We start from the raw sequence: 16,809 nt of genomic DNA, 5'->3' as shown, positions 1-16,809 counted from the left end.
AACAAGCCATAAAGCAGATCAAACGGATGATACTTTACAATCAGCAATAGATAATGACCAAACTATTGTCTTCACGGATCAAAGTACTTCATATGTAAATATCGCTGATTATGTAGAAGTACATATGAGTGAAAAATCGAATGAACAGACTACCAAAGAAACTTTGAAGTGGGTGCATATAGCTATCAGTAATGCAAAGAGGAACTTTGTAGGGACTTATCATAAAATTAAAGCCAAATATCTTCAACTCTACCTTAACGAATTCGTATACAAACTTAATAGAAGGTATTTTGGAGAGAAAATCTTTGACAGGCTAGTAATAGCTAGCATTACAGCAAATGGACACTAAGCAGATATGCATTAAAAAATTAAGATTAACCTAAAAGGAATACTTTTTTGATAAGAAAGTAAACTCCTGAAAGAAACTCCATAGAATCACTTTTAGATTTGTAGTTGGAGACAACGTTATTATTCTCCTCTTTCGTATTTTGAATTGATGCTGCTACCGAGCTGTTTACAATAGTCCCTTCCATTTAAAAATTATTGGTGGTTATTTATTTGAAGCAGCAATATAATAAAATTAATCAATAATTTTCGACAAAAAGCATCAAAATTCGACAAAAAGCATACTTTTTTAACATTTGCTAATAAAAATTTGTTGAAAACTATTTTTTTTGAGAATTTGTTAACGTGTAGTTACAATTTTTAATGAATCTGAAATTTGCAATTTCCCCTTTGTAGCATCTTTCACCATTTGCACGGTTACATTTGGTGCAATTTCAGTCAATAAAAAGCATTTGGATGTAATTTCCAACACACCTAAGTTAGTTACAACCTTTTGAACACAATGAATTCCTGTTAACGGCAACGTACATTGATCCAATAATTTGGAATGACCGCTTTTACTAGTATGCATCATAGCAACTATAATATTTTTAGCACTAGCCACTAAATCCATAGCGCCTCCCATTCCTTTGACTAATTTACTTGGAATTTTCCAATTGGCAATGTCTCCTGAGCAAGAAATTTCCATCGCACCCAATACCGTTAAGTCAATATGCTGGCCTCTAATCATATCAAAGCTTGTAGCCGAATCAAAAAAAGAAGCTCCTGGCAATGCAGTTACTGTTTGCTTGCCCGCATTTATCAGATCTGCATCTTCTTCTCCCGCTAAGGGAAATGCGCCCATGCCTAATAATCCGTTTTCACTGTGGAATGCTACCGACATATTTTTTGGCACATAATTAGCCACTAACGTGGGGATTCCGATACCTAAGTTTACATAAAAACCATCTTTTAGTTCTTTAGCAATTCGTTTTGCTATTCCTTGTTTATCTAACATGAGTATAAAAATAAAAGTCCAGAATGAGCACATCCTGGACTTAGTTCCATTTATTATTAATCTGGCATTGGTGTTGTGCGCAAATAAGGCTTAATTACCTTATGTCCTTTTGGAAATAATTCTGGAATATCTTCGGTTTTAACCGCTGGCGATACCACACAATCATCACCATGTTTCCAATTTGCAGGTGTTGCCAGTTTTCTGTATGCTGTTAACTGCAATGAATCAATTACTCGAATAATTTCATCAAAATTTCTTCCTGTTGATGCTGGGTACACAATAATTAACTTTATCTTTTTGTCACTTCCAATAATAAAAACTGAACGTACCGTTAAGGTGTTATCCGCATTGGGGTGAATCATATCATATAAATCAGATACTTTTCTATCCTCATCAGCTATAATTGGAAAATTTACTTCGGTATCCTGTGTTTCATTAATATCAGCTATCCAACCCATGTGGGAGTCCACACCATCCACACTTAATGCGACTACTTTTACATTTCTTTTAGTAAATTCATCCGAATATTTTGCTACTGTGCCCAACTCCGTAGTACACACAGGCGTATAATCCGCTGGATGCGAAAAAAGCACACCCCAACTATCTCCTAACCATTCGTGAAAATTAATTTCTCCTTGCGAAGTTTGTGCTGTAAAATCAGGAGCTACATCTCCTAGTCTTAATACTGCCATAATTGATTTTTTTAAATTATTTATGTTTTTTAGTTACTTAGGGTTAATTGTTCAATGGGTTTCTTATAACTTCCCCCTTTAAAAATACGCTGAACAAACACCCCTGGTACATGAATTTGATTAGGATCAAGATTTCCTATTGGCACTAATTCTTCCACCTCTACTACATTAACTTTAGCTGCTCCACACATTGGTAAATTAAAGTTACGTGCAGTGGCTTTAAAAATCAAATTACCAGCCTCATCCCCTTTCCATGCTTTAACAAAAGAATAGTCGGCATTAAATGCCTTTTCTAACACATGCATTTTCCCATCAAATTCTCTGGTCTCCTTACCTATTGCCACCTCCGTTCCATATCCAGCAGGAGTATAAAATGCTGGAATCCCTGCCTTAGCCGACCTACAACATTCCGCTAGTGTTCCTTGTGGTGTTAAATCCACCTCCAACTCTCCGGATAACATTTGGCGCTCAAATTCTTTATTTTCTCCAACATATGAGGCAATCATTTTTTTTATTTGCTTATGCTGCAACAATAATCCCAAGCCAAAATCATCCACACCTGCATTATTAGATATACAGGTCAAGCCTGAAACTTTTAACCGAACTAATTCCGAGATCGCATTTTCAGGAATACCGCACAAACCAAATCCACCCAACATAAGCGTTATATTGGAAGCAACTCCTTTTAAGGCCTCACGCACATCTGCTACTTTTTTATTTATCATAGAAAACGAATAAAATAGAATCTATTAAAAATACAAAAATTAAAAGAGGCTTTTCATAATAATATAAAAAAAAGAGGCTGCAAATCGCAGCCTCCTTTAAACTATTTTTATAAGCTATACTTACTTCGTTCTTTGTTTATTCTTTAATCACTTTAATTACTTTGGCTTTGCTTTCCAAACTTAATAAAGTTAACATATAAACACCCTGACTGTAAGAAGTCAAATCAACAACTATTTTATCCAATTCATTAACTAAAGGAATTGTCTCTAACACAACTCCATTACTATCACAAACATTAATCGAAGCTAAAGCAGTTAATTCTTCTGACTCCAATATAATACTATCAACTGTTGGATTTGGGTAAGCCGTAATTTTTACGTTAGCGTTATTTTCCAATTGTTTCGCTCCAGATACTACACCCCAGTTAAATGTTTCCCAACCTCTAGCTTCATTTGCGTTTGCTATTAAAGCTTTATCTGCAGTATTTATTTTGGCTGAAACATATTTATTATTGAACGCTTTTAATGCTACTTTACCATTCCCTTTACTTTCCCATGTAAAAGTTTCCCAGCCTCTTTTATTATTTATTGAAGCTAACAGTTGCGATTGTTCATTAAGCCTTGCTTGTACGTATTGATTGGCTGCTCTTGCTTTTAAAAATACTTTCCCATTTCCAGCATCTTCCACTAAAAACTCTTCCCATGTACCCACTCTTTTTCTATTTGCTCTAACTGGAACTCTATCAGCATTTCTTTCTGCAACTACATAATCTCCCTTCCCTTGGTTTGCTTTTAGCCAAATGGTTTTTCCAACTGGAATAGTATTTAATGATGGAATACTACCTACACTGATTGTAATCTCTCTTGTAGTAGTTTCATCTCTATTATCAGTTGCCACAGCTCTTAAAACATAAGTTCCTTTTTTTATGTTTGCAAGGTCTTTACCTTTGTTTGCTTCCCATTTGTATGGCGCTACATTTTCTTGTCTTACAAATTTATTATTTATATATAATTTTACATTTGCTATATTTCCATCGGCATCAGTTGCGGTAACTTCTATATCCAAATCAACACCTTCTTTAAAATTTGCTCCATTGGAAATCCCTTTAAAAGATACTTGTGGCTTTTTGTTACCAGACTGAATTGGCTTTGGTGTTGGACTTGGCGCAGGTGTTGGCTTTGATATTGGAGGAGACACCACTACTGGCTCTTTTGGAGGAGTACCTGCATTATTTTTTCTTTTTACCGCATAAAACGTTCCTCCTGATGGCTTAGTGTTTGATAATACCGAAGGATCACCATACCCTTTGTAGGTATAAATTTTAGCTGCTCCCGATGCGCCTTTTTTACCATCCCTATTTGTAGCATCGTTATTGTAAATTATATTATTAGGGCCTGGTTTTTTATGACCGTACCTAGCACCACCTGTTGAAAATGCATGCCAAGATCTCCATCGCAAACTTGTAATTTTATTTTGTTCAATTAAATTACTTCCTCTATCACCATTATGAAAGTTTACATCTACCTCTAAATTACATTTAATGACCACATTAAAATGGGCCGCATGTTGTAGTGTAAAATGTCTTAATCTTTTTACAGTTTCATTGTAGTATAAACCGTTTTGCCCTTGAATAAGGTAGTACCCTTCGCCACCACCACCTTTATTAGCGGCCGTATCAAATATGTTATTTCGGCAGGTAATATTTTTCCCATTAACTTCTATAGGACTTGTGCCTGAGTTTTTAAATACACAATTATCAATCCAGGAATTTTTACTATTCTTAGATATATCGATAAACTGTATGTACAAATCCTTTCTTCCGCTAGGATTATTTTTCCAACAGGTATTACAAAATTTGTTTTTAGGATTATTCCTATCATCATTTATTGTTACCCCCGACGGGATAGCCAACTCAACACTTAAATCTTCTAAGCCTGCTTTTTCAACTCCATTAAACGTAAATAGTATTTTTTCTCTTTTATTATTAGTCTCCCTTAACTCAGAAATTAATTTTACTCCGTTTTTACTTTCTCCCCTTAGCCTTACGTTGGATTTCAGTCGAAATCTTTTGGTTCCTAAGTTGTAAGTTCCATTTTTCAACAAAACTACACCTCCACCAGATCTATTGGCCATATTATCAATAGCTTTTTGTATATCGGCTCCTGGTCTTATCTCTGCAATGTTTTTATAATCATTTCGATAAGGAATTCCACCCTGTACTCCTGCTTCAGCCCAAACCCTCATATTTGGGTATTTATTGTCGTATTTTGAACTATCAAACTCCCAGCCTGGATCTCCAATTTGTTGAGCAAATAATTGACTTGATGCCAAAACTAAAATAAGGGTACCGACAAATGAATAATACTTTAATGTTGTAATAAAGGAAATTAACTTCATATTTTGATTTTAGTTGTAAATTGACCAGTTAAATTTATTTTGTGTACGATTTGTTCTGCTTGGAAAAATGAACAAAAAACACAAATTCAAATCTAATTACAACCGAACTATCAGTAATCATTATGAGGTAAGTACTTACAATATAAATCACAACATGCATAAAATTACTCTTAATGTCGAATTAAATAGCATTTATATCTAAAATAATTTTTTAAGTAACTTATAAAACATCGTTTAAGAAACAAAATCAAAGTTTAAGTTAACTGTCATCGACATAAACTATAGCTTAAAATATCAAAAAAAATATTTTTAATAATTTTAAATTATTAAAAATGCTACTGGCACAGCGATACTGGTTCTAATTTTAAATTATTTACATAAAAAAAGAGCAACATTTGGCTGCTCTCTTTTTGTTTCAATAAATTATTACTTCCCATCGTAATAGTCTGGCGCCTATTCAGGGGATTTATTCAAATTCATCCATTTCCTCTTCATCATTGGTATTCACTTTTCTGTTCTCATTATAAGCATCGCAATCAATAGCGATACCTAAATTTCCAGGGCGCTCAAAATCATTAGTTGACACCTTTAATGATTTATCCTTATAACATTTGCGCATATAAATTGCCCAAATTGGCAAAGCCATAGCGGCACCTTGCCCGTAAGTAACCGATCCAAAATGCGTTGCCCTATCTTCGGCTCCGACCCAAACACCAGTACATAAATTAGGTACAATACCCATAAACCACCCGTCACTTTGATTTTGTGTAGTTCCTGTTTTACCCGCAATAGCATTTGTAAATTCATAAGGATACCCAGTAACTACTCTTTTGTAATCTTTACGATAAGACTTCCCGGTACGTAAGCGCACCCCAGATCCTGCTCTGGTAACACCCTCCATTAAATTAAGGGTAACGTAAGCAGCTTCCTTACTAATAACATCACGCGGATCAGGCACGTTTTGGTATAAAATTGTTCCATTTTTATCTTCAATACGAGTAATCATTACCGGTTCATTATAAATACCTTCATTGGCAAATGTACTGTAAGCACCTACCATTTCATAAACACTTAAATCCACGGTTCCCAATGCAATGGATGGCACTTCAGGGATATCATTTTTAATCCCCATTTTTTTTGCCAATCGCACAACAGGCACTGGTCCAATCCGCCCCATAACCCGAGCCGTTACCGTATTTACGGACTTAGCCAAGGCATCTTTTAATGTCAAATAACCTCCGTATTCACCTCCACTGTTTTTGGGTGTCCAATCTTCGGTACTTCCAAAGCGCCCTGCCTCAATAGTATACTGCACATTAGGCAGGCTATCGCAAGGAGATAATTTTAACTGATCAATTGCAGTGGCATAAACAAAGGGTTTAAAAGTTGACCCCACTTGCCTTCTACCTTGTTTTACATGATCGTACTGGAAGTATTTGTAATTATTTCCTCCTACCCAAGCTTTAACATGACCAGTTTGTGGTTCCATGGACATCATTCCAGTTTGAAAAAATGATTTGTAATACAAAATAGAATCCCTTGGAGTCATTAAAGTATCAATAGCACCTCCCCAAGAAAAAACACGCATTTTTACTTTCTTTTTAAAAGATGCGTAAATTTGCTTATCCGATTTTCCTGCTTCTTTCATCACTCGATAACGCTCTGATCGACGCATCCCTTGTTTTATGATTTTTTCGCGATCCTTTTTTTCTATATCCCTAAATGGTGCTGTTTTATTATCCTTATTTTGACGGTCAAACTCTTTTTGAAGATTTGATAAATGCTCTTTTACCGCCTCTTCCGCATACTTTTGCATACGCGAATCAATAGTCACATGAATTTTTAATCCATCCCTATAAATATTATACAATTCCTTTTCGCCACTTACTGGATTTAATTGAGGATTTTCTTGAATCCATTTTTCCATAAAATCCCTAAGGTATTCTCTAAAATAAGTAGCAATTCCTTCGGCATGACCTTCAGGAGAAAAGTTTATATCTAACGGTAAATTTTGCAAACTATCTTTTACTTGCGTAGAAATAAATTTTTGCTTTTCCATTTGCTTTAACACCTGATTCCTGCGTTGTAAACTATTTTTTTTAAAACGCTCTTTTTGTGGATTGTAAAGAATAGGGTTTTTTAACATAGCAACTAAAGTAGCAGACTCCTCTATTTTTAAATCGGCAGGTTCCTTACCAAAATAGATACGCGATGCCGATCCAATGCCAACTGCTTGGTACAGAAAATCATACTTATTAAAATACATAGTAATAATTTCCTCTTTGGTATACTGGCGCTCCAAACGAATAGCAATCACCCATTCTTTCATCTTTTGAGCTATCCGTTCCACAATATTTTTAGACCCCCCAGTAAATAGCATTTTAGCCAACTGCTGGCTAATAGTACTGGCACCCCCTTTACGGCCTAAATTTACCATGGCTCTTATTGTTCCACGAGCGTCAATCCCAGAATGCGAATAAAAACGCTCATCCTCAGTAGCTACTAATGCTTTTACTAAATGATCAGGAAGTTCACTATAACTTACAGGAGTTCTGTTCTCATTAAAAAAAGTTCCAATTGTTTTGCCGTCCGATGAAATAATTTCAGTAGCTAAATTATTTTCTGGATTTTCCAACTCAGCAAATTCAGGCATTTTACCAAAGGCTCCTAAACCTGCTAGCAAAAACAAAAGCGCTATAAGCAAAAAGCCTGCTATAAATGCAATCCAAAACCATTTAATAAACTTAATGTTATTGGTTTTTGGTGGTATTTTTTTTTGGTAGTTTGTTTTTTCTGTGTCATTTTTACTGAGTTTCCTTAGTTTCCACTCTGAAACCAATATCGGTAATTCCTTTTAAAAATAAAACACCCTGCTCAGATCCATTGCTGCGCATAGCGTGCCTTATTGAAATTTTATAATTCCCTTTTTCCTTAAACTTAAATTGTTCTTTAAACCAAAGTTTACTTTCTTTTATTGAAGTGGCGCCTGTACCTAGCCACTCACCATCTGGTTTTGCCATTTCGTACTCCAACGTGTCTAGCTGTTTTTTTCCGTTAGGAAAATCGATACTTGTTATAAAAAACAAATTACTATACTTGTAATCATTGGTATTACGAACATTGAAAAACAAATTGTATTGTTTTAAAGAATCCATTTCAGGCAGATTGAAACTAACAATGCTATCCTTATGCCACCCTCTAGTCTCTATAGTTTTATAGCTATCAAACACTTGGCGATCATCGCAACTTACTAAAGCTAAAAAACCTATAAAAATATACTTAGCACTATGTTTACAAAGTATATTTTTTACAATTTCCTTAGCATTAAAAATCATTTGCAAACCATGGTTGCCTAATCCTAATGAAATAAGAATACTTGACTTACTCATTTTTTGATTCAGAATTTGATTTTTGATCCGAGTTAGGCCTGCGCTTTGGTCGTTGCCTTTGCTGATTCGGCTTTGACCTTCGTTTATTAGCATTTTGGGATTTGTTTGCAGGCGTTTTTGCCCCCGCTTTATTTTTAGGGTTGGTATTTTTGTTTTTAACATCCGTAACTACAGCTCCCCCTTTTACATTTTGCTTTTTTTCCCGATCGGTTATTTGACTTATTGGTAGTTGAGTTATTGCTTGATTCCCTGCGTTGTTGCGTTTTCTTTTGATCTGGCTTGGAATTGTCTTCGCTTTTTTGCTTACCCCCTCGCGCTCTGGTTTCAGACCTGTTCTGATTTTTTTGTTGGTTTTGCGAAGAATTTCGTCTGTTATTTCTACGCCTGTTTCCTGATCTTTTAGGCTGATCAAAACGTGTTAGGCTGTCTTGCCCCACCACATTTTCATATTCAAAAGTAATTTCTTTTTTATCATCAATTGCATAATCTTCAATAGCTTCCACTACTTCTTTTTTCAGATTCATGCCTATCATTTCATTAGCATCTTCCGCTTTTATTGTAAACCAATTCATCCATTCTCCCTCGTAGGCATACCATAAAAACCCTTTAAAAATGTCAATTTTTTGACACACGGCCGTTCCTTTAGCCGTATGGATTTTTACATCGGTTTTAGGAAAACTATTTAATGCTTCTAAATAGCCATCTAACTCATAATTCAAACAACATTTAAGTTTACCACATTGTCCTGCTAACTTTTGCGGATTTAGTGATAATTGCTGGTATCGTGCAGCACTAGTGTTCACGGATCTAAAATCAGTCAACCAAGTGGAGCAACAAAGCTCACGCCCACATGATCCTATACCCCCTAAACGAGCGGCTTCCTGCCTAAATCCAATTTGACGCATTTCAATTCGGATACTAAATTCCTTGGCAAAATCCTTAATTAGTTGTCGGAAATCAACGCGTTCTTCCGCAGTGTAGTAAAATGTGGCTTTAGAAGCATCACCTTGAAATTCGATGTCGGAAATTTTCATTTTCAAATCTAAACGAATTGCAATTTCCCGAGCCCTTACTTTCATTGATTCTTCTCTATCCCGAGCGGCTTGCCAGACATCAATATCTTTTTGAGTTGCTTTTCTGTAAATTTTTAACACCTCATCGCCCGTTGTTGGAATTTTTTTACGCTTCATTTGAACGCGTACTAATTCCCCTGCCAAACTTACCATGCCAACATCATGACCCGAATTGGCCTGTGTTGCTACTACATCTCCTATACTTAAAGTTAAATTTTCGGTATTTTCAAAATATACTTTTCGCCCGTTTTTGAAACGAACTTCAACAAAATTGAAAGGTTTCGCTCCATTGGGTAGCGACATATTTGAAAGCCAGTCAAAAACTGTCAATTTATTACAACCGTCGGTACCACAAGTGCCATTATTTTTGCAGCCTTTGGGTTGCCCGTCTTTGGTAGCACAACTACTACATGCCATATGTTATTCTATATATAAAACTTAATCTATTGATTATTGCTAGGTTTATGCACATAATCGACACATTAGTGTTTAATTCGTAAAAAGATTCTTAAGTAGTAAAGATACTATAAATTTAATAGCCTTGTAATTAAAGAAAATTAACGTCAATTTTTTACATCTGACGACTTCATTTTTTAAATTTTAATACTTCAGACCTTCCTTTTTTAAAAATCTTATTACTATTCCCTTTTCCTTTCCTTAAGGCTTTTTGTGCTTCAAAAGGTAAGGCTGCTATTTCCTTACACTCATTGGAGCAACAATTGTTCATAGCTTTTTTACAATCCTCGCACTGAATGAACAATAAATGACACGCTTGATTTGCACAATTTTCATGTACATCACAGGGTTTTCCACATTGGTGGCAGTTGGAAATGATGTCATTCGAAATACGTTCGCCCCTGCGGTGATCAAATACAAAGTTTTTTCCTAAAAATTTATTTTCTAAATTTTCAGAAGTTATTTGTCTGGCATATTCAATAATTCCGCCTTCTAACTGATACACTTGCTCAAAGCCTTTATGCTTGTAATAAGCGCTTGCTTTTTCGCATCGGATACCGCCCGTACAATACATGACTAATTTTTTATCTTTTTTATGATCTTTAAGGTCTTCTTCAATAATATCTAATGAATCCCGAAACGTATCTACATCTGGTGTAACTGCATTTTTAAAATGCCCTATTTCGCTTTCGTAATGATTTCGCATATCCACTAAAATCGTATCAGGATCTTCAATTAATTCATTAAAGGTTTTAGCATCCACATGGATTCCTTTATTAGTTACATCAAAGGTATTGTCGTCCAAACCATCGGCAACAATTTTATTACGCACTTTTACTTTTAATTTAAGAAAAGACAAATTATCCTGCTCCCGAGCAATGTTTAAACGCACATTTTTTAAAAAAGAAATACTATCTAAATGCGCTTTAAATTTATTAAAATTGGGTGCTGGAACTGAAAGTTGCGCATTTATACCTTCTGTGGCAACGTAAATACGCCCTAATACGTCTATAGCATTCCAATTTAAAAAAAGATGATCTCGTAACACTTGGGGGTTACCAATATTATGGTATTGGTAAAAAGAAATAGTAATACGCTCCGTACCAGCCTCCTCAATAAGAGTAGCTCTTTCCGCTGCGCTTAATTTATTGTACAGTTGCATGCTATACTAATTTATTAAGGTTAAAAGTGCAAATATACGTTTTATTCAAAAACAAAAACCAGCGCGTACTCTCAATGTACACGCTGGCTTAAAAAGTAAACTACTGTTTACTTAACTATACTAATTTTAAAAATAACTACTTATTATTGTATTGTAATTGTTTCTTTTAAAGTTACTCCTCCTGAACATATATTAGCAGAAGTTACTTGTGCTTCGATAGTGTGCTGACCTGGCTCAAGTGTAACTCGTATATTACTAAAATCTCCTAGCACTCTAGTTATAGTATTTAAAGGGTTTTTGAGTATATCTTCTTCTGAATAAACAGCTCCATCAATGGTCCAAACTATTGTAGTTAAATTCTTATCTCTGATATCAGATCCTCCTCTTGGCTCTATCACTAATTGTATATTTTTAGGTCCATTCCCTGTGCTTCTAAAACTTGTTCTTAAAAACAAATCATTACAAGTTAATTGCACTGGTGGGGCTGAAGGTGTAGGTGGCGTTTCTGTAACTGGTTGTGCTGGTGTTACTGGCGCTACAGGTGCAGCTGGCTCTTCCTCAACTGGTGTTACTGGCGCTACAGGAGCAGCTTCATTTTCAAATACTACTTCTCCTTTTAATACCACGCCTTCGGCACATGCACTTGGTGTAGTTACTTTTACTTCTACTGTATTTAATCCATCTTTAAACTGCGTAAAAGTAAATAAAGAAGTATTTGTTCCGGGCGATTGACCTAATTCTTCTCTTGTAAATACTTTTCCATTAATAGTCCATTCCACTACAGTTTCATTAACCGTGTTTCTAAAGAAATCTCTTGGCTTAATTTCTAATATCGCTCTATTACCTCTTTTTTCAAGTTTAGTTATCCCTAATTCTAAATCATCACAAGCCGTTTCTGACTCTGATGTAGGCTCTTCCGATTCCTCAGATCCTTCTTCTTCAGCGGGTACTTCTTCTATTTTTTGATCCGAGATAGTTACTCCTAAATCAGCATCAACAACTGCTGTTACGCTTAATTGTTTTCCTTCGCATGATTCTGAACTTGCAATTACTTTTATATCATAACTACCCGCTTCGTCGAATCGGTATACTGTAATATTATTTAATACATTTCCAGAACCAAAAGCTTGTCTATCTTCGTTTGAAAGCTCTTCTCCATTTAAAAACCATTTGATGGTTAAATTATCCGCATTTTTAACTTGTACTGGAACTGATACCAAACCAGATGCATTTGCACTTAATCCTGCAATTTGCGAAAATTCGATAGTATCACATCCCTCTGCTGCCTCTTCTATTTCTAAACTATCAATAGTTAAGCTAGTACAAATACTTTCGACTACACAACTGCTTCCATTTTTTGGAATAGCTACAAAGCAAACTTCAAATGTTCCGTTTTCAGTAAATGTGTATTGAAATAGTGATTTTGTAACATCCTCAATTTCCTGACCATTTACCGACCATGTATAATCTAAGTTTAAAAATTTTGCATTACTTGGCGTAAATGCATAGGCTACTGACTTGTTATCTTCGGAAGCCTTTAGCTCCGTAGTATTAATTTCCATAGCATTGATTGCTGCGCAATCCTCCGCCGAAAGCTCTTGCTCACATGATGTTGTTCCTAGCAGTAACATCACCAATGAAAATGCAATTAAAAAAATGTTTTTTCTCATGACTTTTAGTTTTTTTTAAATTTATTGTTTGATACATGAACAACACGCCATTCTTTATTTACCCTATTTAATTAATTATTTTAACATTTTATTGACATATTATATTCCTTCTCCACCAGGCCTATCAAAGTTTAATTTTTTTTAAATTATTACTAATCAATTATTTACATAAACCCCAATAACTCATTCATTTGTTTATAAAAATAGATGCTTTTATATAAACCATTAGCGAAAAATCTTCAAATGAAATTAATGTAATTGACTAACCCTCAGGGCAAAAGCATTTAACTTTTGAAAATTCTTAAAATTCTTTTAAATTTGCGCTATGCATAGGGCATTGTTCTCCACTAGGGGAATTAAAAAAAATGTCAGTTACTTCGGATTCAAAATTTAACAGGAATTTTCTTAATCTTTATTTTTCAAACTTGCAAGACCCTCGCCGTACTAACAAAGGAAATTTGAGACATAGTATGTCTGATATTCTATTACTTACCTTTAGCGCTGTATTGTGTGGTTGTCAAGAATGGGATCGTATATTGATGTTTGGTGAACACGAGATGGAATGGCTAAAGAAACATGGTTCTTTTTCTAATGGACTTCCTTCAAAAGATACAATGCGTAGGTTTTTTATGGCATTAGATCCATCAAGTTTTCAAAATTGCTTTAGGAATTGGATAGATTCCCTACGCAATCCAAGTACTTTAGAAGTTATCGCTTTGGATGGAAAAACAGTGCGAGGTGCAAAAAATGTATCATCCCCACAAAGTATAACTCCGCATATTGTTAGTGCTATGGCAACAGATCAAGGTTTATGCTTGGGTCAAGTCAAAGTCATTGATAAAAGTAACGAAATCAGTGCAATCACAGAACTATTAGAACTGTTATTCATTGAAAAAAGTATCGTTACCATTGACGCGATGGGTTGTCAAAAAGCAATCGTAGAACAAATAAGATCTAAAAATGCTAATTATATTATCGCAGCTAAAGCAAATCAAGGAACACTGCACTTAGCCATAAAAGACACACTGCAATTAGAAAGACCCACTGAGATAATCGAGCAAGATGATTGTGGTCATGGAAGAGTGGAAAAGCGAGTCTGTAAAATCTATACTAATTTAAGTCATCTTGAAAATGCTGAACAATGGAAAGATTTGAGGTCATTTATAGTGGTAGAAAAAGAGGTTTATCATAAATCATCACAAAAAACAACTAATGAAACTCGTTTCTATATCTCAAATTTATCCAAAGATGCTAAAACCATAAATAATGCTATCAGAAAGCATTGGTCTATAGAAATTCAATTGCACTGGGTACTTGATGTGATATTTAATGAAGATTCTGCCAGAAAAAGAATTAGAAACTCTGCAGAAAATTTCAATATTATCTTAAAAACAGCTTTAACTCTTGTCAATAAAGAAACCACTCTTAAAAAAAGTAAAAACAATAAAAGATTCAAAGCATTAGTAAATAAAGAATATCGAGAGAAAGTTTTAGGGTTTTAAATGCTTTTGCCTTGGACTAACCCTGCACCCAACGTCAAATTTCCCATCAAAATGGTTCTGTTGGGTACTTCAAAACAATAGACTCCTTTAATTAAGGCTGCGCTTATGTTTCCTTTTTATCCAAACAATAAATACTTAATTTTTATTTGAGAAATTCAAAATCAGAACCGGTACAATTGGAGTATTAGGGAATAGCCTAGCACTATTTTTAGTAGTAATAAAAACTATCGTAAAAAAACCAGCTTACACTCCTAGTGTATACACTGGTTATAAATAAGCATCATACTTATTTTATTAACTATACTAAGTAAAAATTAAATTGGGGTATTATTACTGTAGCTGACAAAGTAGTTCCTCCAAGATAAATATTTGGAGAATTTACACGTGCTACTGGCGCTACAATTTAAGGCACATCAACAACCTTAATTTCTTGATTTGAAACAGTAGCTACTGAATTTTAATCAACATTAGCAGTAAAAGAAAAGCTTTTAGCACAGTCTGTAGTTTGCGCTATTATTTCGATATTCTGATCTCCAGAGTTTGGATCAAATCCAAACACTGAAATTTCAGGATGAATATTAATTACACCAAATTCAGCCCTATCCTCATCAGAAAGTTCTTTTCCATTTAAAATCCAAGTTACATTAACTAATTTTTCTCCTGTAGCTTGTACACCAGATGATGCTTTTTCAGAAGCATTTCCGTTCATATTAATTACTGGAGTAAATACTATATCATCACAACTTTCAGCTACTGTTTCTTCCTCTAAACTGTCTATTGTTACTGATGTACAAATACTTTCAACTACGCAACTACTTGCGTTTTCTGGAATAGCTGTAAAACAAACATCGAATGATTTTGTAGCTCCTTCAATTTCCTGACCGTTTATCGACCAGGTATATGCTAAATTTAAAAATTTTGCATTGCTTGGCGTGAATGCATAAGTTAGAGTGTCGTTACCTTCGGAAGCCTTTAGCTCCGTAGTATTAATTTCCATGGCGTTAATTAGTACGCAGTCCTCTGTTGAAAGTGCCTCCTCACATGATGTTACTCCTAATAGTAACAGCACCAATGAAAATGCAAATAAAAAAATGTTCTTTCTCATGACTTTTAGTTTTTTAATTTATCGTTTAACACATTGTTAACATTCTAAACTGCTTCAAAACATTTCAGATAAGCCTTAATTTTCCTTGCTTAAATTTGTATTTTAGCCCTACTTTAAAATTAATAGGACATTATACGTATGAGCGCTGATAAAGAGAAAGATGACAAATTAAAAGCTTTAGAATTGACCCTAGCTAAGCTTGACAAAGCCTATGGTAAAGGTGCCGTTATGAAAATGGGAGATGCCGCCATTGTTGAAGTAGACACCATTTCTACTGGATCACTAGGACTGGATCTTGCCTTGGGTGTTGGCGGATTGCCTCGCGGTAGGGTTATTGAAATTTTTGGGCCAGAATCATCAGGTAAAACAACCCTTACTTTACATGCTATTGCCGAAGCTCAGAAAGCTGGTGGTATTGCTGCTTTTATTGATGCAGAACATGCTTTTGATCGTTTTTATGCACAAAAATTAGGTGTTGATATTGAAAACCTTGTCATATCACAACCCGATAATGGTGAACAAGCACTTGAAATTGCTGATAATTTAATTCGCTCAGGAGCTATTGATATTGTGGTTATTGACTCGGTAGCTGCGCTGACTCCAAAAAGTGAAATTGAGGGAGAAATGGGAGATTCAAAAATGGGATTACACGCCCGTTTAATGTCGCAAGCCCTAAGAAAACTTACTTCCACCATAAACAAAACCAACTGTACGGTTATTTTTATTAATCAATTACGTGAAAAAATTGGTGTGATGTTTGGTAATCCAGAAACAACTACTGGTGGTAATGCCCTTAAATTTTACGCCTCAGTACGTTTAGATATCCGTAGATCTACTCAAATAAAAAACAGTAACGGTGAAGTTCAAGGAAATAAAACAAGGGTTAAAGTGGTAAAAAACAAAGTAGCCCCTCCTTTCCGAACTGCTGAATTTGATATTATGTACGGTGAAGGCGTATCAAAAGTTGGCGAAATTATTGATATAGGTGTCGACTACGAAATTGTTAAGAAAAGTGGCTCTTGGTTCAGCTACATGGACTCCAAATTAGGGCAAGGTAGGGATGCTGTTAAAAAATTACTTTTAGATAACCCTGAATTGATGGAAGAACTGGAAGAAAAAATACTTGCGGCTATTAAACTAGCTAAAGAAGAATAGTATTATTTATACCATTCCAATGGTTCTTTTTACTGTTAATAATACCAATCTCAAATTTTTATTTAAATAATTTGAAATCAGTACCGGCATAAAGCATTTGATTGATTAATAATTATCAGTTAGTGTTATATACATAAAAA

The 16,809-nt window shown here is 34.7% G+C and carries 14 protein-coding genes; 3 read left to right on the top strand and 11 right to left on the bottom strand.

What is annotated here, in order from left to right; genetic code table 11:
- Positions 1-349: IS1595 family transposase (locus GMC_RS0106000; RefSeq protein WP_010521288.1), on the top strand; the 349-nt coding region annotated here is incomplete at its 5' end.
- Positions 350-374: 25 nt separating this feature from the next.
- Here GMC_RS0106000 and GMC_RS21630 read toward each other — a convergent pair.
- The 10 genes from GMC_RS21630 to GMC_RS0105950 all read right to left on the bottom strand — a co-directional run bounded on the left by GMC_RS21630 (position 375) and on the right by GMC_RS0105950 (position 12,907).
- Complete coding sequence (locus tag GMC_RS21630) at positions 375-533, bottom strand: hypothetical protein (protein WP_157998139.1); 159 nt, start codon at positions 531-533, stop codon at positions 375-377.
- Positions 534-685: 152 nt separating this feature from the next.
- Positions 686-1,342 (bottom strand): 3-oxoacid CoA-transferase subunit B, encoded by a 657-nt coding sequence (locus tag GMC_RS0105990; protein ID WP_029489627.1) that lies wholly within the window; start codon positions 1,340-1,342, stop codon positions 686-688.
- Between the two features lie 56 nt (positions 1,343-1,398).
- Positions 1,399-2,034, bottom strand: a complete 636-nt coding sequence (locus GMC_RS0105985) for a peroxiredoxin (protein ID WP_010521286.1) — start codon at positions 2,032-2,034, stop codon at positions 1,399-1,401.
- A 29-nt stretch (positions 2,035-2,063) separates the two neighbouring features.
- The gene (locus tag GMC_RS0105980; protein ID WP_010521285.1) at positions 2,064-2,759 is read right to left on the bottom strand and encodes a CoA transferase subunit A; all 696 of its coding nucleotides are present in this window, start codon (positions 2,757-2,759) and stop codon (positions 2,064-2,066) included.
- Positions 2,760-2,895: 136 nt separating this feature from the next.
- A complete protein-coding gene (locus GMC_RS0105975; protein WP_010521284.1) occupies positions 2,896-5,157 on the bottom strand; it encodes a T9SS type A sorting domain-containing protein in 2,262 nt (753 codons plus the stop codon).
- A 466-nt stretch (positions 5,158-5,623) separates the two neighbouring features.
- Positions 5,624-7,996: a penicillin-binding protein 1A gene (locus tag GMC_RS0105970; RefSeq protein ID WP_010521283.1), complete on the bottom strand. Its 2,373-nt coding sequence runs from the start codon at positions 7,994-7,996 to the stop codon at positions 5,624-5,626.
- Positions 7,962-8,492 (bottom strand): gliding motility lipoprotein GldH, encoded by a 531-nt coding sequence (locus tag GMC_RS20570; RefSeq protein WP_138940577.1) that lies wholly within the window; start codon positions 8,490-8,492, stop codon positions 7,962-7,964. The genes GMC_RS0105970 and GMC_RS20570 overlap by 35 nt, the downstream gene beginning before the upstream one ends.
- Before the next feature lie 209 nt (positions 8,493-8,701).
- A complete protein-coding gene (locus GMC_RS0105960) occupies positions 8,702-10,036 on the bottom strand; it encodes a PSP1 domain-containing protein (protein WP_010521281.1) in 1,335 nt (444 codons plus the stop codon).
- A 169-nt stretch (positions 10,037-10,205) separates the two neighbouring features.
- The gene (trhO, locus tag GMC_RS0105955) at positions 10,206-11,237 is read right to left on the bottom strand and encodes an oxygen-dependent tRNA uridine(34) hydroxylase TrhO (RefSeq protein WP_010521280.1); all 1,032 of its coding nucleotides are present in this window, start codon (positions 11,235-11,237) and stop codon (positions 10,206-10,208) included.
- Positions 11,238-11,380: 143 nt separating this feature from the next.
- Positions 11,381-12,907: a hypothetical protein gene (locus GMC_RS0105950; protein WP_010521279.1), complete on the bottom strand. Its 1,527-nt coding sequence runs from the start codon at positions 12,905-12,907 to the stop codon at positions 11,381-11,383.
- Between the two features lie 365 nt (positions 12,908-13,272).
- Here GMC_RS0105950 and GMC_RS19260 point away from each other — a divergent pair, with 365 nt between their 5' ends.
- The gene (locus GMC_RS19260) at positions 13,273-14,409 is read left to right on the top strand and encodes an ISAs1 family transposase (protein ID WP_010521278.1); all 1,137 of its coding nucleotides are present in this window, start codon (positions 13,273-13,275) and stop codon (positions 14,407-14,409) included.
- A 457-nt stretch (positions 14,410-14,866) separates the two neighbouring features.
- On the opposite strand, the gene GMC_RS0105940 is transcribed toward GMC_RS19260, so the two are convergent.
- On the bottom strand, positions 14,867-15,514 hold the full coding sequence (locus GMC_RS0105940; RefSeq protein ID WP_010521277.1) for a hypothetical protein: 648 nt from the start codon (positions 15,512-15,514) through the stop codon (positions 14,867-14,869).
- A gap of 138 nt (positions 15,515-15,652) precedes the next feature.
- Here GMC_RS0105940 and recA point away from each other — a divergent pair, with 138 nt between their 5' ends.
- Positions 15,653-16,669: a recombinase RecA gene (gene recA, locus GMC_RS0105935; RefSeq protein ID WP_010521276.1), complete on the top strand. Its 1,017-nt coding sequence runs from the start codon at positions 15,653-15,655 to the stop codon at positions 16,667-16,669.
- Positions 16,670-16,809 lie beyond the last annotated feature (140 nt).

Origin of the sequence: Aquimarina agarivorans (assembly GCF_000218485.1) — a bacterium.
Taxonomy (GTDB): Bacteria; Bacteroidota; Bacteroidia; order Flavobacteriales; family Flavobacteriaceae; genus Aquimarina; species Aquimarina agarivorans.
This window is presented reverse-complemented; position numbering and strand designations above follow the sequence as displayed.

Excerpts from the sequence above, each read along its gene's own strand:
- GMC_RS0105960 (WP_010521281.1), bottom strand. The coding sequence starts at position 10,036 with ATGGCATGTAGTAGTTGTGCTACCAAAGACGGGCAACCCAAAGGCTGC.
- GMC_RS0105980 (WP_010521285.1), bottom strand. The coding sequence starts at position 2,759 with ATGATAAATAAAAAAGTAGCAGATGTGCGTGAGGCCTTAAAAGGAGTT.
- GMC_RS0105985 (WP_010521286.1), bottom strand. The coding sequence starts at position 2,034 with ATGGCAGTATTAAGACTAGGAGATGTAGCTCCTGATTTTACAGCACAA.
- GMC_RS0105950 (WP_010521279.1), bottom strand. The coding sequence starts at position 12,907 with ATGAGAAAAAACATTTTTTTAATTGCATTTTCATTGGTGATGTTACTG.
- trhO (WP_010521280.1), bottom strand. The coding sequence starts at position 11,237 with ATGCAACTGTACAATAAATTAAGCGCAGCGGAAAGAGCTACTCTTATT.
- GMC_RS21630 (WP_157998139.1), bottom strand. The coding sequence starts at position 533 with ATGGAAGGGACTATTGTAAACAGCTCGGTAGCAGCATCAATTCAAAAT.
- GMC_RS0105990 (WP_029489627.1), bottom strand. The coding sequence starts at position 1,342 with ATGTTAGATAAACAAGGAATAGCAAAACGAATTGCTAAAGAACTAAAA.
- GMC_RS0105975 (WP_010521284.1), bottom strand. The coding sequence starts at position 5,157 with ATGAAGTTAATTTCCTTTATTACAACATTAAAGTATTATTCATTTGTC.
- recA (WP_010521276.1), top strand. The coding sequence starts at position 15,653 with ATGAGCGCTGATAAAGAGAAAGATGACAAATTAAAAGCTTTAGAATTG.
- GMC_RS20570 (WP_138940577.1), bottom strand. The coding sequence starts at position 8,492 with ATGATTTTTAATGCTAAGGAAATTGTAAAAAATATACTTTGTAAACAT.
- GMC_RS19260 (WP_010521278.1), top strand. The coding sequence starts at position 13,273 with ATGTCAGTTACTTCGGATTCAAAATTTAACAGGAATTTTCTTAATCTT.
- GMC_RS0105940 (WP_010521277.1), bottom strand. The coding sequence starts at position 15,514 with ATGAGAAAGAACATTTTTTTATTTGCATTTTCATTGGTGCTGTTACTA.